General features: G+C 41.4%; 14 protein-coding genes and 2 tRNA genes. 12 read left to right on the forward strand and 4 right to left on the reverse strand.

Annotated elements, in window-relative coordinates; genetic code table 11:
- Positions 1 to 140: 140 nt before the first annotated feature.
- Positions 141 to 1091, reverse strand: coding sequence for a transaldolase (tal, locus tag BM380_RS07465; protein WP_076922089.1), 951 nt, complete (start codon positions 1089 to 1091; stop codon positions 141 to 143).
- Between the two features lie 218 nt (positions 1092 to 1309).
- Here tal and yaaA point away from each other — a divergent pair, with 218 nt between their 5' ends.
- The gene (gene yaaA / locus BM380_RS07470) at positions 1310 to 2089 is read left to right on the forward strand and encodes a peroxide stress protein YaaA (RefSeq protein ID WP_028835667.1); all 780 of its coding nucleotides are present in this window, start codon (positions 1310 to 1312) and stop codon (positions 2087 to 2089) included.
- 105 nt (positions 2090 to 2194) lie between these two features.
- Positions 2195 to 3151, forward strand: a complete 957-nt coding sequence (locus BM380_RS07475) for a mechanosensitive ion channel family protein (RefSeq protein ID WP_090493794.1) — start codon at positions 2195 to 2197, stop codon at positions 3149 to 3151.
- Positions 3152 to 3885: 734 nt separating this feature from the next.
- Here BM380_RS07475 and BM380_RS07480 read toward each other — a convergent pair.
- Both BM380_RS07480 and srmB read right to left on the reverse strand, forming a co-directional pair.
- Positions 3886 to 4206 (reverse strand): BON domain-containing protein, encoded by a 321-nt coding sequence (locus BM380_RS07480; RefSeq protein WP_008110653.1) that lies wholly within the window; start codon positions 4204 to 4206, stop codon positions 3886 to 3888.
- A gap of 239 nt (positions 4207 to 4445) precedes the next feature.
- Positions 4446 to 5672: an ATP-dependent RNA helicase SrmB gene (srmB, locus tag BM380_RS07485; protein WP_013465810.1), complete on the reverse strand. Its 1227-nt coding sequence runs from the start codon at positions 5670 to 5672 to the stop codon at positions 4446 to 4448.
- A 76-nt stretch (positions 5673 to 5748) separates the two neighbouring features.
- On the opposite strand from srmB, the gene BM380_RS07490 reads away from it, so the two are divergent.
- Entirely contained in the window at positions 5749 to 6447 is a 699-nt protein-coding gene (locus BM380_RS07490; protein WP_090493796.1) for a tRNA1(Val) (adenine(37)-N6)-methyltransferase, read from the forward strand.
- A gap of 94 nt (positions 6448 to 6541) precedes the next feature.
- A complete protein-coding gene (locus tag BM380_RS07495; protein WP_016900533.1) occupies positions 6542 to 7000 on the forward strand; it encodes a DUF2147 domain-containing protein in 459 nt (152 codons plus the stop codon).
- A 47-nt stretch (positions 7001 to 7047) separates the two neighbouring features.
- Here the strand turns inward: BM380_RS07495 and fldB are convergent, their stop codons facing one another.
- Positions 7048 to 7569 carry a flavodoxin FldB gene (gene fldB, locus BM380_RS07500; protein ID WP_008467792.1) on the reverse strand — a complete coding sequence of 174 codons (522 nt, stop codon included), beginning with the start codon at positions 7567 to 7569 and terminating at the stop codon, positions 7048 to 7050.
- A 105-nt stretch (positions 7570 to 7674) separates the two neighbouring features.
- Here fldB and xerD point away from each other — a divergent pair, with 105 nt between their 5' ends.
- From xerD to BM380_RS07540, 8 genes are all read left to right on the forward strand, one after another.
- Positions 7675 to 8601 (forward strand): site-specific tyrosine recombinase XerD, encoded by a 927-nt coding sequence (gene xerD, locus BM380_RS07505; protein ID WP_008467794.1) that lies wholly within the window; start codon positions 7675 to 7677, stop codon positions 8599 to 8601.
- 72 nt (positions 8602 to 8673) lie between these two features.
- A complete protein-coding gene (gene dsbC, locus BM380_RS07510) occupies positions 8674 to 9402 on the forward strand; it encodes a bifunctional protein-disulfide isomerase/oxidoreductase DsbC (RefSeq protein ID WP_008467797.1) in 729 nt (242 codons plus the stop codon).
- Positions 9403 to 9485: 83 nt separating this feature from the next.
- A complete protein-coding gene (gene recJ, locus BM380_RS07515) occupies positions 9486 to 11207 on the forward strand; it encodes a single-stranded-DNA-specific exonuclease RecJ (RefSeq protein ID WP_008467799.1) in 1722 nt (573 codons plus the stop codon).
- A gap of 145 nt (positions 11208 to 11352) precedes the next feature.
- Positions 11353 to 12451, forward strand: a protein-coding gene (gene prfB / locus BM380_RS07520) for a peptide chain release factor 2 (RefSeq protein WP_139232429.1) whose coding sequence is annotated in 2 segments (ribosomal slippage) — positions 11353 to 11427 and positions 11429 to 12451 — 1098 coding nt in all. Because the reading frame shifts where the segments join, the coding sequence is not laid out codon by codon here.
- Between the two features lie 26 nt (positions 12452 to 12477).
- The gene (lysS, locus tag BM380_RS07525) at positions 12478 to 14013 is read left to right on the forward strand and encodes a lysine--tRNA ligase (protein WP_090493798.1); all 1536 of its coding nucleotides are present in this window, start codon (positions 12478 to 12480) and stop codon (positions 14011 to 14013) included.
- A 354-nt stretch (positions 14014 to 14367) separates the two neighbouring features.
- Positions 14368 to 14550, forward strand: coding sequence for a hypothetical protein (locus BM380_RS07530; protein WP_013465804.1), 183 nt, complete (start codon positions 14368 to 14370; stop codon positions 14548 to 14550).
- A gap of 128 nt (positions 14551 to 14678) precedes the next feature.
- Positions 14679 to 14771 (forward strand) — tRNA-Ser (locus tag BM380_RS07535).
- Between the two features lie 34 nt (positions 14772 to 14805).
- Positions 14806 to 14882 (forward strand) — tRNA-Arg (locus BM380_RS07540).

Here is a 14882-nt window from a genome sequence, read left to right on the forward strand (position 1 = left end):
GTTACTAACGGGTGGTATTTTGATGAAGATCAATGAGAACAGCACTTAAATGGGGACAAGGCGAGTATTTAAAATAAAATTGCAGGTATAAAAAAACGCCGCAATAAGCGACGTTTTTAAACTCTTAAAACAGCGGTTAGTTACATCGCTTTAAAGCGTGCTTCTAATTGTTCCTGTGCATCTGCAAATGAGCGAATACCTTCAGCGAGTTTTTCAGTCGCCATGGCATCTTGGTTATGTAACCAACGGAACTGTGTTTCGCTAAGTGGCTCAGGTTTTGGCTCTTTAGTAATATCACTTGCTAGCAAGTATTCTTCAGCACCTTCTAAATTACCCAAATCTTCTAAAAGATTAGGGCTAATTGTTAGCTTATCGCATCCTGTAAGGGCAATAATTTCACCGGTATTACGAAAGCTTGCGCCCATAACTACGGTTTTGTAGTCGTGACGTTTGTAAAACTCAAAAATGCTACGTACAGATTGCACACCCGGATCTTGAAGCGGATCGGTTGGTTTTTCCATACCGTTTGCCACGTGCCAATCTAAAATACGGCCAACAAATGGAGAGATTAAAAATACGTTTGCATCAGCACAGGCGCGCGCTTGGGCATCGCTGAATAATAAAGTAAGGTTACACTTAGTGCCTTCTTTTTCTAATTGCTCAGCCGCTTTAATACCTTCCCACGTTGACGCTATTTTAATTAAAATTTTGTCTTTGCTTACGCCTTCTTTTTCGTAAAGGCTCAATAGCGTGTGTGCTTTATTAATTGTTGCTTGGGTGTCAAATGATAAACGTGCATCAACTTCGGTAGAAATATAACCCGGTACAATTTCACTAATTTCTTTACCAAGTAATACAGCAAAATAATCACAAGCCAGCTCTAGCTGTTTTGCAGGCTGCTGCTCTGTTTCTTTTGCATACTGCCATGCTTTATCTAGATAAGGTTTGTAAGCTTCAATCTCGCTCGCTTTTAAAAGTAGCGATGGATTGGTAGTCGCATCTTCAGGTTGATGTTTTTTTATGGCTTCTATATCGCCCGTGTCGGCCACGATAGAAGAATGTTGTTTAAGCCTTTGTAGAGCGCTAGTCATTTGCTTTTCCTCATTCCAAGCAAGTTAAAAGAAAATCTAAACTACCTTAATATAGCTATACTGCAACAGTGTGACAATGCTTGATAGGTCTTATGTCCTTATCAATAAAAAAACGGTAACGGTTGAGTTTTAGGTAGGATAATTTTAAACAAAACGTGCTTTTCGTTTCATTTAATGTTGAAATTGACATTAAATAATTTACAAGTCAATAGCTAACTATGATCACTGTTATTTCACCAGCAAAGAATCTTGATTACGACACGCCACCCGCAACAGATAAGTTCACTCAACCTGAATTACTTGAGCACAGCGAAGCGCTCATGAAAGTATGCCGTGAACTAACTCCTGCGCAAATTGGCAGTTTAATGAAAATTAGCGATAAACTCGCAGGCCTCAACGCAGCGCGTTTCAGTGAGTGGGCACAACCATTCACTACCGATAATGCTAAACAGGCCGTGCTTGCCTTTAACGGCGATGTATACGGCGGGTTAGATGCTAATACCCTCACTACTAAGCAGCTTGATTACGCTCAAGACCATTTACGTATACTTTCGGGATTATACGGAGTATTAAAGCCGCTTGATTTAATGCAGGCTTATCGCTTAGAAATGGGTACAAAACTTGAAAATAGCCGGGGTAAAAACTTATATGAGTTTTGGGGCAGTGTTATTGCTAATAAACTTAACGACGTATTAGCGGCACAAGATGCACAATACTTAGTAAATCTAGCCTCTAACGAATACTTTAAAGCAGTAGATAAAAAAACGCTTAACGCACACATTATTACACCACACTTTAAAGACTGTAAAAACGGCCAATATAAAGTGATTAGCTTTTACGCTAAAAAAGCGCGCGGCATGATGGCACGCTACATCATTGAAAATCAAGTGACTCAATTAAGCCAACTCAAAGAGTTTACTGTGGCCGGCTATTACTTTAGCCCAGAGGCAACCACCAAAGAACTTGAACCGGTATTTTTACGCGAAGAGCAAAACTAACACATCGTTTAAAGTATTTAATAAGCCATGCATTGCATGGCTTTTTTATACTGGCGTTATTTTTGCAAACCTTAGATTACTAACCCTAACTAAGGTATAAAATAAATGCTCTCAATTCCCTCAATTACAGAAGCCGAAAAGTTGATAGAAGAAAAGCTCGGCGGTTGGTTTGATGTAGTTATAAGTCATATCCCAAACTTTATCGTTGCAGTAATTATTGCCATTCTATTTTCATTTATTGCCCGTTTGGCAGGCAAAGGAATGAAAAATGTTTTACGTCGCTCGCTCGACTCTACGCAAATTGCCGATTTAATGGCCTCAATATTTAAAGTTATTGTACTGAGTGTGGGGGTATTTATTGCCCTTGATTTTATGGGCTTAAAAAGTACCGTCACTTCTCTGCTTGCTGGTGCAGGTATTGTTGGTCTTGCCATTGGTTTTGCTTTTCAAGATATGACCGAAAACCTGATAGCGGGTATTGCCATGGGAATTCGTAAACCGTTTAAAGCGGGTGATGTCATAGAAACCGATAATGTGTTTGGTTCGGTACATTCAATAAACTTGCGCAACACACTAATAGAAAGCTTTTACGGGCAATTGATACTGGTACCTAATAAAATACTATTTAGAAATGTACTGCGTAATTACAGCACCTTAGGGGTAAGACGAATAGAAGTGCCGGTGGGTATTTCTTACGCTGACGACATAGAAAAAGCCAGTGAGGTCATCGTCGACAAAATTAACCAATTTGACTTTGTGATCCGCAAAAATGAAACCGCTGTTTATGCCGAAGGCTTTGGTGATAGCAGTATAAACTTGTTGGTGTGGTTTTGGATCAAATACCCTGGTGAGCCTGATTTTATGACGGTGCGTCACAAAGGGGTTGTGGCAGTTAAGCAAGCACTCGATGCGGCTGATATTAGTATTCCGTTTCCTATTCGTACGTTGGATTTTGGTATTAAAGGCGGTGAAAAACTCGATGCCATGATAAGCGATAAAATAAGTCAGCAGTCAGCAAATAAAGAGGGTGACAATAATACTTATGCAAGCCAAGGTGAGTAAATAATTTAAAACCCCGAAGGTAAAAGCATTGGGAAATAGTTACTGACTATCAGCGCGTTTTTACAAAGTAAAACGCGCTTTTTATAATAAATAATATAAGGGTCTGTTGACCTTTGCGGATTAAAATTAGTTCAAACTAAGAGCTATTTAATCGCGACGCGAGGTTTGTTGCCTAGTGGGCTCGATAACTGCTCCTGCGTTATTCTACTGGGTAAGAATAAGTAAAAACCGAGCAAAGCTTCCGCGTCCTGCTCACGCTCCTTACCACCATCCATGTAGGCAACAAAGAGTAAATGTCCCTGGACAGCACCCTTGGCTAAATACCAAACAGACTACTGCAAATTCAACCTTGAAAGAACAACAGACCCAATTGATAATCTGAAGTAATTAAAGCCTTGCGCTAACTGCCTTAAAAACGCCTCAATTAGAAAACTATATCGATAAGGTTTCTCATCTCAAAATAGATTATTTAATCAACCGAACTAGAGCCCAAGCTTGATGTAAGCTCTTTATAATAAGTGTCTATAAACAAAGGTTTCAAAAGTATAAGCAGCTGCAATGAGCGTCGCGATTGGTGCGTAAACTAAAAGGCTTTTAATTAAGTATTTAAACTGGCTTGGGAATATGCTCTGCAGTGAATTATATTGTGCAAACCATAAAAAAGCGCCGCTTGTGTTGGAGAAACAAGCAGCGCTGAGGGATAAGTTAAGTGTATTAGTTAAGAAAAAGTTGTATTAAATGACACTAATTTTGTTATGAATGATTTTAACCCCATCCATATTTTCTAAAAACTTTTGTGCAAGAGCGCGTTCAAAACCGTTATTGGCTTCACCTTTAAGTTCAACGTCACCGTCATTAACGTGTACGTTTAGTTTTTCTAACTTTAAATTTGGGTTAGTGCGCAATTCATGAGTAATAGATTGTTGTAAATTAGGTTGTGTAGCCACACTGCTAACTACAGCTAAATGCGTTGCTGCACTGACTTTAAAAGCAGAGACTAATAAAAATAAACAACAAAACGAAATAAAACCGATAGTAAATTTAATGCGACTCATAACTATATCCTTAGTGTGTTACTAAAAAACAACGCCATTACTCGGCGTTTTAATACTCGTATATTCGATAGGGTTACAAGTTTCATTCCAAGATTAACTATTTGAAATAACTTACTATTTTATTAATTAGTTATTCAGCTAAGTATTTTTTACATATTACTATGAATAGCTTACTCACTGTTTTTAAGCCACAAAAAAGCCGACAAACGTCGGCTCAATTAAATGTGTTAAAGCTAAAGCTATTTTTTCTTTTTAGCTTTGGCTTTTTTCTTTGCTTTCATTTTTACTGGATCTTTACGCTTTTTAACCGGTGGCTTGGCTTCTTTATGCTTTGGTTCTAATCCTTTAAATACACGGCGTTTTAGCTTTTGCTCTATGTAACGTTCTACTTTGTAAAGTATGCCAATGTCGTGCGCTTCAATGAGTGAAATTGCAATACCTTTTTTACCCGCGCGACCTGTACGGCCAATACGGTGTACGTATACATCTGCAGTGCGAGGCATATCAAAATTAATTACGTGGCTTATATCAGCTACATCAATACCGCGGGCCGCCACATCGGTAGCGACTAAAATACGGGTTTTGCCACTGTGGAAGTTTTCCATGGCTTTCATGCGTTTGTCTTGTGGCATTTCACCACGTAACCACGCAGCTTTTACGCCGTTATTAGTAAGCTCACCAATTAGGGTTTCAAGGCGCTCACGGGTTTTTACAAACACAATCGCTTTACTTACATCAGGGCCATTTAAGGTGTTAACTAATAGCTCTAGTTTATGGCGGTAGTCGTCGGCTAAATGAACCCATTGATGAATTTTAGCTTTTTCTTTGCGTGATGATTCGGCTTCAAGTAGCGCGGGGTCGTTTAAAATACGCTCAGCAAATAATTCTACGCTATCGCCCTCAAGGGTGGCTGAGAATAAAAAGCACTGACGACGGTTTTTAGCTTCATCACAAATGCGCAGCATTTCTTTACGAAAACCCATGTCGAGCATGCGGTCGGCTTCATCAAGAATGAGCATTTCTACGTTTTCTGCGTGGAAGTTCTCGGTTTCCAAATACTCCATTAAACGCCCAGGTGTGGCGATTAAAATGTCATTATTATTTTCAAAAATTTCTTTGTGTGTACCGTAGTTTATACCGCCGGTAACCACCCCAATTTTTAACTGGGTTTGTTTTGCAAGTAACTCACATTGTTCATGAATTTGATAAGCAAGCTCGCGCGTTGGGGTCATAATTAATACCCGTGCAAAGCCCGGATCACGACGCGGAAAATCCATTAAATATTGAATTGCCGGAATTAAAAATGCCGCCGTTTTACCTGTACCTGTTGGTGCAGACGCTAAAATATCGCGTCCTTGCAACGCCTCAGGAATGGCTTGTTGTTGAATGCTAGTGGGGGTTTCATAGCCCATTTTATTAATAGCATTGAGTAGCTTATCATCAAGATCAAATTCAGAAAATTGCATAGAGTGTCAAAAATAGGGGACAATTGCCGTTAATTATACGCACTTAAACCTGCTTGGTGAATGAAAAGGTGAAAAAATGTCTGGTTTTGCATTTAAACAATTTAAGGTTGAGCACGACCAGTGCGCCATGAAGGTCTCTACCGATGGTATTTTACTGGGCGCATGGGCTGATTTAAGCCACGCAAATACGTTACTTGATATAGGAACAGGCACAGGGTTACTGGCTCTAATGTGTAAGCAACGAGCGCCACATTTAAAGGTGAGTGCGGTTGAAGTTGATGAAGCCGCCTACCAGCAGGCTTTACAAAATTGCCAGCAAAGTCCTTGGCCGGATATTAGTATTTACCATCAGCCTATTCAGCAGTTTGAGGCTGCAGGTTTATTTGATTGTGTTATAGCTAATCCGCCTTATTTTAATCAAAGTTTAAAAGGTGATAATGCAGCGCGAAATACCGCTCGCCATACCGATGGTTTAAGCTTTGCAGAACTGCTTGGTGCGTTTAGGCATCTAAGTCATCAACATTCGCGTTTTAATCTTATTTTACCCACTACTGAGGCGCAGTTATTTATAACATTAGCACAGCAGCAAGGGCTGTATTTAAATCGTCACTGCCAAGTACAAGCTATGCCAAATAAGCCCTTTAGCCGCAGTTTGATGACTTTTAGTTTTGATGATTGCGAAGTAAGTAAAAGCACCCTATGCATAAGGGAGTTAAGTAATGCTTACAGTCAAGACTACATTGCACTGTGCAAGGCGTTTTATTTAAATATGTAATACCACGCTGTATGCCTAAAGCATTTTTACGTAGAGTGTTTTATAAAGGATTGTTAGTATGGCGCCATTATTGACTCATGTTTAAAGTAATCTGATGAATTTATTAACTAAAAAAACAAAAAAAATACTATTACTAGCCCTTTTAGCGGGCAGCTTATTTAACACCTCTGAGGTTTTTGCTAACCCCACACCGGTTGGGCTTTGGAAAACTATTAACGAAGAGACCAACGAGGCTAAGTCGTACGTGCGCATTACTGAGCAAGATGGCGTGCTGACTGGTAAAATTGAAAAAATACTCAATAAAGCCAAGCAAGATGCACTTTGCACCGAGTGTGATGGTGATAAAAAGAATCAGCCTATGTTGGGGATGACCATTATTGAAGATGTGACCTATGCGGGTGACGGTAGTTGGGAAGACGGTGAAATTCTCGACCCCAATAATGGTAAAACCTACAGCGTGCGTTTAACACCGCAGCAAAATGGCGAAAAACTAGAAGTGCGCGGTTATGTGGGCTTTTTTTACCGTAACCAATACTGGTTAAAAGTAGAATAGTTAAGAATTAAAAAGCGCTGCATGGCAGCGCTCTTTGCAATAGTGAGTTATAGGGTTTCAGCGTACTCTGTCATCACTTGTTCTACCCACGTGGCAATACGCTCGTCGCTTAGCTCGTACTGACTGTCTTCATCTAATGCTAAACCTACAAACTGTTTACCGTCTTCGGTAAGGGCTTTTGATGCTTCAAATTCGTAATTACTGTCGTTCGGCCAAAAGCCTAATTGAGTAATGGCTTGGGCATTTATTTCGTCGTGAAGCATGCCTAATGCGTCTTGAAACCACTGGCCATACCCTTGCTGATCGCCCATGCCAAATAAGGCTATAGTTTTACCATTTAGGTCAACGTCTTTTATGTCGTCCCACTTTGATTCCCAATCTTCTTGAATTTCGCCAAAGTCCCACGTAGAAATACCAAAAATGATAAAGTCATATTGCTCAGCGTTTTTAAGCGGCTCGTCTTTAATATTATGTAAGCTGACAATGTCGGCGCCAATAATATCGCGTATTTTTTCTGCCGCCATTTCGGTATAGCAGGTAGTAGAACCAAAAAATAAACCAATCTGCATCGTATTTATCACTGTGTAATTGCCTGTTATGATAGGCTCAAGTTTACCGTAAGGTATTTTTAATTGATACCTTCTCCCGTGGTATTACCAACATGAGATCACAACGTGACAACGCTATCTGACGATTTACCTGAACAAAATACTGAGCTAAGCAGCAATAGCGACTTTTTAGAAACCTTTTTAGATAGCCTCTATTTAGAGCAAGGCGTAAGTGAAAACACACTGAGCGCTTATCGCAGTGACTTAGATAAGTTTTGCCAATTTTTAAAAGGCGAAAGCTTAATGACGGTAACCAGTCTAGATGTTGAAAGTTACCTAGCACACCGCGTTGATTTAGGGCTAAAACCACGCAGCACTGCGCGAAGTATTAGTGCATTAAAACGTTTTTATCAGTACTTTGTGCGTGAAAAAATAATTAGCGACTCACCTATGGTCAATATTGCTCAGCCAAAGGCAGGGCAGTCGTTACCAAAAACGCTATCTGAGGCCGAAGTAGAAGCGCTATTAAGTGCCCCCAACATTGAAGAGCCAATGGGGCTGCGCGATAAAGCCATGCTGGAGTTACTGTATGCAACAGGCCTGCGGGTAACTGAGCTGGTGGGGCTTAGAATGGAGCAAATAAATTTGCGCCAAGCTGTGGTGTTTGTAAAAGGTAAAGGTAACAAAGAGCGATTAGTGCCTTTAGGTGAAGAAGCTATGTATTGGCTCGAGCAGTTTTTAAAGCTCGGGCGCGCACAAATGATAAAACACGCCACCGATTTTGTATTTCCCTCAAAGCGAGGGGTGGGTATGACACGACAAACTTTTTGGCATCGGATTAAACACTATGCTATTTTGGCATCCGTTGAGTCGCCGTTATCACCCCATACCTTGCGACATGCATTTGCAACGCATTTATTAAATCATGGGGCTGACTTGCGTGTGGTGCAGATGATGCTTGGCCACAGCGACCTATCAACTACCCAAATTTATACGCATGTAGCGAATGAGCGATTAAAATCGGTGCATGCTGAGCATCACCCTCGTGCTTAAGCGAATTTTTTTGTCACTAAGCCGGTCATATAGACACGATAAGATAAGTATTTTTAGGATAGAGAACCCGTTATGAAAAAATTAATGTTAGCAGGTGCCATGTTGTGCACTAGTTTGAGCGCTTTTGCTAATAGCGTTGCAGTCACTCCGGATGCTACAGATCCTATCGTGACAAAATTTGCCGCGCTAGGGGTGACCGTTAAACAAATTAATCCAAGCCCAGTTGCAGGCTTAAAAGAATTGATCACCAATAAAGGTGTGCTGTATGCAAGTCCTGACGGTCAATTTTTAATGCAAGGTACGCTAATCGATCTAAACAACCGTAGTAACTTAACCGAGCAAGCACTTAATGGTGTGCGCCAATCAGGGTTAAAAGAATACGAAGACTCAATGATTGTTTACAAAGCACCTGAAGAGAAGCACAGCATTACTGTATTTACCGATATTAGCTGTGGTTACTGTCGTAAATTACACCGTGAACTAGATGACTTACTTGATGCGGGTATTACCGTTAAGTATTTAGCGTTTCCGCGTGGCGGTCTGCAAGGATCTGGTTACGCTGATTTAATGAATGTATGGTGTGCGAAAGATCAGCAAGAAGCATTAACTGAAGCTAAATCAGGTGCAGATACCCAAATTGTTAAAGGCTGTAGCGCACCTGTTGCTGAGCATTATCAGTTAGGCCAGAGTTTTGGTATTAGCGGTACACCGGCTATTATTTTAGAAGATGGCACGATGATCCCAGGTTATCAGCCTGCTGCGGCATTAAGCGCAGCGCTTGAGGCTAACAAAGCGGGCTAAGCAATACCGCGAGTATGTGTTTAAAAAGGCCTTAATGGCCTTTTTTTGTCTTATATCATGAACATCATAAGTTAAAAACTAGCATGAAAAAAATGATCATTGCGCGAGAACCCGTTGACGACTCTCATCTGCCGAGCCATCTTCACCCTGTTATTAAGCAAATTTATGCCACGCGAAATGTGTCCCATGCCGATGAGCTAAACAATAGCGCAGCTACACTCCACGACTTCAAACTTTTTAAAGATATAGACAAAGCCAGCCAACTGTTAATTGAAGCCCTACACGCACAAAGCAAAATACTTATTGTGGGCGACTTTGACGCCGATGGCGCAACCAGCACCGCCACCTTAATGCAAGGGCTGGCCATGTTTGGCTTTACCCACTTAGATTACTTAGTACCAGACCGCTTTAGTTTAGGGTACGGTTTAAGCCCAGCATTGGCTGAGCAAATAGTGACGATGCAGCCCGATTTAGTGATCACCGTCGATAATGGCATATCGTGTATCGCAGGCATTGATATTGTTAAAGCCGCAGGCATTAAAGTGCTGGTAACAGATCACCACTTGCAGGGTGAACAACTGCCTAACGCCGATGCTATTGTTAACCCTAACCGCCACGATTGTGATTTTCCCTCTAAGTCGATAGCCGGTGTTGGGGTGGCATTTTATTTACTCATTGCCCTGAGAAGCGCATTGCGTGAACAAGGTTATTTTGAGCAGCATCCCATGCCAAATATTGCTGATTTGCTGGATATTGTAGCGCTAGGTACGGTGGCCGATGTGGTGGCACTTGATGCGAACAACCGCACGTTAGTGCACCAAGGCTTGGCACGTATTCGCAGTGGTAAAACTCGTCCGGGTATTACCGCACTGATTGAAGTGGCTAATCGCAATGCCGCGCGCTTGAGCGCCAGTGACTTTGGTTTTTCGCTTGCACCACGCTTAAATGCAGCAGGGCGCTTAGACGACATGAGTCTAGGCATAGCGTGTTTACTTAGCAACGACATAAATCAAGCAAGGCGCATAGCCGGTGAGCTTGATAGCTTAAACTTTGCCAGACGTGAAATAGAGCAAGGCATGCAAGTAGAAGCGCAAGCGGTGCTCGATAGGCTCGCCTTTAAAGAAGACAGTGTGCCTGATGCTATTTGTTTATATCAAGACGATTGGCACCAAGGCGTTATTGGTATTTTAGCCGGGCGCTTAAAAGAAAAATACCATCGCCCAACGGTGATATTTGCGGGTGGCGAAAACGGTGAAATTAAAGGCTCATGTCGCTCTATTGAAGGCTTGCATATGCGCGATTTACTTGAGGGATTAAACACCGCGCAGCCTGGTTTAATTAATAAATTTGGCGGCCACGCAATGGCGGCAGGGTTAAGTATTAACGAGCAGCAATTTACTGAGTTTAAACGCGCGTTTGATAGTGCGGTTAGCGCGCAACTCAGTGAAGAAAGTAAACGCTGTATTGTATTTACTGATGGTGAACTACCTAACGACTGCTTTAGCATGGATTTTGCGCAATTATTAAAGCAATCAGGCCCGTGGGGGCAGCAATTTCCTGAGCCGATATTTGAACACACCTTTGAAGTGATACAGCAGCGCATTGTGGGTGAAAAGCACCTAAAGTTAGTCCTTAAACACCAATCTGCACGTTTAGTTGACGCCATAGCTTTTGGCATTGATGTAAAAGCGTGGCCAGATACCGAGGCGCAGTTTGTTAAAGTAGCGTACCAGCTCGATATAAATGAATTTAGAGGTAAATTTAGCTTACAACTGATTGTAAGAGAGCTTGAAAAAGTGGGCTAAAAAATATCTTCAAACCATGCATAAAAGGCTAATAAAACGCGCGGTTTTTTGTTAAAATCGAGCGTTTTTATTATTTGATGATTTTTAATTGCGCTCAGTCTCTTTTTTAAGTGCGCAATAACCTAGCCATTTTGGAGTAATGTACATGTTTGAAGTGAATCCTGTGATTAATCAAATCAAGGAAATTCGCGAACGTACTGAACTGCTTCGGGGGTACCTTTGACTACGCTCTTAAACAAGAACGTTTAGAAGAAGTTAACGCCGAACTTGAAGATTCAGCCGTATGGAATGAACCTGAGCGCGCACAAGCCCTTGGTCGTGAAAAGTCAGCACTAGAGGCTGTTGTTGAAACCATTGACACCTTAGTGGCAGGTACTGACGACGTTGAAGGGTTACTTGAACTGGCTGTTGAAGCCGAAGATCAAGACACCTTTGATGAAGCGCAAAGCGAACTGGCTGATTTAAATCAGCAACTCGAAGGCTTAGAGTTTCGCCGTATGTTTTCAGGTTCTCACGATTCAAACGATGCCTACCTTGATTTACAGTCAGGTTCTGGCGGTACTGAAGCGCAAGATTGGTGTAATATTTTACTTCGTATGTACTTACGCTGGGGTGAAGCAAAAGGCTTTAAAGTAGAGCTAGTTGAAGCGACCGATGGTGATGTTGCCGGTATTAAAGGCGCAACGGTGCGTTTTTCTGGCGAATACGCTTATGGTTGGTTACGCACCGAAACAGGTGTACACCGCCTCGTTCGTAAAAGCCCATTTGACTCAAGTGGCCGCCGTCATACCTCGTTTGCTTCTGCGTTTGTTTACCCAGAAGTTGATGACAACATTGAGATTGATATTAATCCGTCTGACTTACGTATAGACGTTTACCGTGCATCAGGCGCGGGTGGTCAGCACGTAAATACCACTGAATCAGCGGTACGTATTACTCACGTGCCAACTAATACTGTGGTGCAGTGTCAAAACGAGCGCTCGCAGCATAAAAATAAAGCCCAAGCAATGAAGCAGTTAAAAGCGAAATTATTTGAGCTTGAGCTACAACAGCAAAATGCAGAAAAGCAAAGCCAAGAAGACAACAAGTCTGATATTGGCTGGGGAAGTCAAATTCGTTCTTACGTACTTGATGACTCGCGTATTAAAGATTTACGTACCGGCGTTGAAAACCGTAATACTCAAGCGGTACTCGATGGCGACTTAGACAAATTTATTGAAGCCAGCTTAAAATCTGGTTTATAACCACCAAGCTAAAAAAGAGCTAAAAAATGACTGATCAAATCCAAGACGAAAATAAGTTAATCGCTGAGCGTCGCGGCAAATTAGACGCTATTCGCGCAAATTGCCCAGCCAACGGTCATCCAAACCAATTCCGTCGTGAGCATTACACGGCAGATTTGCAGGCTGAGTTTGGTGATAAGAGTAAAGAAGAATTAATCGAATTACAGCACGTAGTATCGATTGCAGGTCGTATTCTTGCTAAGCGTGGTCCGTTTATGTCTATTCAAGATATGAAAGGCCGTGTACAAGTTTATGCATCAAAAGACGTACAAAAAGATTTAAAAGCAAAATATGGCCAGCTTGATATTGGCGATATTATTGGTGTTAAAGGGCCGCTTAATAAATCGGGTAAAGGCGATTTATACGTAGACATGGCTGAGTACGAACTACTGACTAAGTCACTTCGTCCACTTCCTGAAAAATTCCATGGCCTATCGGATCAAGAAACGAAATACCGTCAGCGTTATGTTGATTTAATTACTAACGAAGCAACGCGTGAAACATTCCGTATTCGCTCACAAGTGGTTGAAGGTATTCGTCGCTTTTTAGCAGACCGCGATTTTATGGAAGTAGAAACGCCAATGCTACAGGTTATTCCTGGTGGTGCATCTGCGCGCCCATTCGTAACTCATCATAATGCGCTTGATATCGACATGTACTTACGTATTGCGCCTGAGCTTTACTTAAAGCGTTTAGTAGTAGGTGGTTTTGACCGTGTATTCGAAATTAACCGAAACTTCCGTAACGAAGGGTTATCAACGCGTCACAACCCAGAATTCACCATGATTGAGTTCTACCAAGCATACGCTGACTACATTGATTTAATGAACATCACCGAAGACATGTTACGTACAGTTGCAACTAACGTACTGGGCAGCCCAATTGTGGTTAACACCACTAAAGATGAAAACGGTGAAGTGATGGATTCAGTAGAGTATGACTTTGGTCAACCGTTCACACGTTTAAGCATGAGCGACGCAATCTTAAAATACAACCCTGAGTTTGATGCTGCGGTATTTAACGACCCAGAAAACCACTTTGAAGAATTAAAAGCGTACGCTAAACAAGTACACGTTAAAATTCCTGAAAACTGCGTATGGGGCCCAGGTAAGTTCTTATGTGAAATATTTGAAGAGACGGCTGAGCATATGCTTATCCAACCTACATTTATCACAGGGTATCCGTGGGAAGTATCGCCACTTGCACGTCGTAACGACGAAAACCCATTTGTAACTGACCGCTTTGAATTCTTTGTTGGTGGCCGTGAGCTTGCAAATGGTTTCTCTGAGCTTAATGATGCACAAGATCAAGCTGAGCGTTTTTCTCGCCAAGTTGAAGAAAAAGACGCAGGTGATGATGAAGCAATGCACTACGACGAAGACTACATTCGCGCGCTAGAGTATGGTTTACCACCAACAGCCGGTGAAGGGATTGGTATTGACCGTTTAGTCATGTTGTTTACTGACTCATCAACTATCAAAGATGTTATTTTATTCCCGCATATGCGCCCACAAGCAGACTAAGCTTGAAGGAATAAACTAAAAAATTATCAACGCCGCTAACTAGCGGCGTTTTTTTTGCCCTATTGTTTGTGAGACATTGCCTAAACTTCACATTAGGGCTTTTAATTAATAAGTACTACACTGATAATTAAGTGTAAGTATAAAAGTAAATTAATCTTTAATTCAGCTTCATTATCATAAAGTTGCTTGACTGCTTAGCAACATTACAGCAGTGCTATAACTTTTTGGTATGATTGTTTTTTAAACATTATGTTGTATTTATGTGAATTTTTTAGCTAAAATGTGGCCGAAATTTATACACGGTCATTCTTAGTCGTAAAAAATAAAAATTTCTAAAGGACTTAGAGAAATAATATGAAAGCTAAACGAGTAGAATCTTTACCTGATGAGAACACTACAGAGCAACAGCGAGAAGCGTATTATCGCGCGTGTATTGCCGAGTTTCAGAAGTTAGGCTATCAAGAGCAATACCTTGCTGAACTTACGGACGAACTAGTGCCAGTGATGGGTGTAAATTCAAGCACCCCAAACACCTAACCTGATTATTTTTCAAACTAATTACACTTTAAAACTAGGCATGTGTGCAATCTATAGCCATATAGTCACTTTTGTCAGAAAAGTGTTTGACATATTTTCTGAAATCTTTATTATACGCCCCACAAGACGGAGAGGTGTCCGAGTGGCCGAAGGAGCTCCCCTGCTAAGGGAGTATAGAGTTTGTAGCTCTATCGAGGGTTCGAATCCCTCCCTCTCCACCATTTTTTAAATGGCGCATCTTGTAAAATAAAGTATGGGCGCATAGCTCAGCTGGATAGAGTACCTGGCTACGAACCAGGCGGTCGGAGGTTCGAATCCTCCTGCGCCCACCA

The sequence above is a fragment of the Pseudoalteromonas sp. DSM 26666 genome, assembly GCF_900116475.1.
GTDB classification, from domain to species: domain Bacteria; phylum Pseudomonadota; class Gammaproteobacteria; order Enterobacterales; family Alteromonadaceae; genus Pseudoalteromonas; species Pseudoalteromonas tetraodonis.

Bases quoted from the DNA above. Each gene is read 5' to 3' on its own strand.
- srmB (WP_013465810.1), bottom strand. From the start codon at position 5,672: ATGCAATTTTCTGAATTTGATCTTGATGATAAGCTACTCAATGCTATT.
- BM380_RS07495 (WP_016900533.1), top strand. From the start codon at position 6,542: ATGAATTTATTAACTAAAAAAACAAAAAAAATACTATTACTAGCCCTT.
- lysS (WP_090493798.1), top strand. From the start codon at position 12,478: ATGACTGATCAAATCCAAGACGAAAATAAGTTAATCGCTGAGCGTCGC.
- tal (WP_076922089.1), bottom strand. From the start codon at position 1,091: ATGACTAGCGCTCTACAAAGGCTTAAACAACATTCTTCTATCGTGGCC.
- BM380_RS07480 (WP_008110653.1), bottom strand. From the start codon at position 4,206: ATGAGTCGCATTAAATTTACTATCGGTTTTATTTCGTTTTGTTGTTTA.
- fldB (WP_008467792.1), bottom strand. From the start codon at position 7,569: ATGCAGATTGGTTTATTTTTTGGTTCTACTACCTGCTATACCGAAATG.
- BM380_RS07490 (WP_090493796.1), top strand. From the start codon at position 5,749: ATGTCTGGTTTTGCATTTAAACAATTTAAGGTTGAGCACGACCAGTGC.
- dsbC (WP_008467797.1), top strand. From the start codon at position 8,674: ATGAAAAAATTAATGTTAGCAGGTGCCATGTTGTGCACTAGTTTGAGC.
- BM380_RS07475 (WP_090493794.1), top strand. From the start codon at position 2,195: ATGCTCTCAATTCCCTCAATTACAGAAGCCGAAAAGTTGATAGAAGAA.
- yaaA (WP_028835667.1), top strand. From the start codon at position 1,310: ATGATCACTGTTATTTCACCAGCAAAGAATCTTGATTACGACACGCCA.
- BM380_RS07530 (WP_013465804.1), top strand. From the start codon at position 14,368: ATGAAAGCTAAACGAGTAGAATCTTTACCTGATGAGAACACTACAGAG.
- recJ (WP_008467799.1), top strand. From the start codon at position 9,486: ATGAAAAAAATGATCATTGCGCGAGAACCCGTTGACGACTCTCATCTG.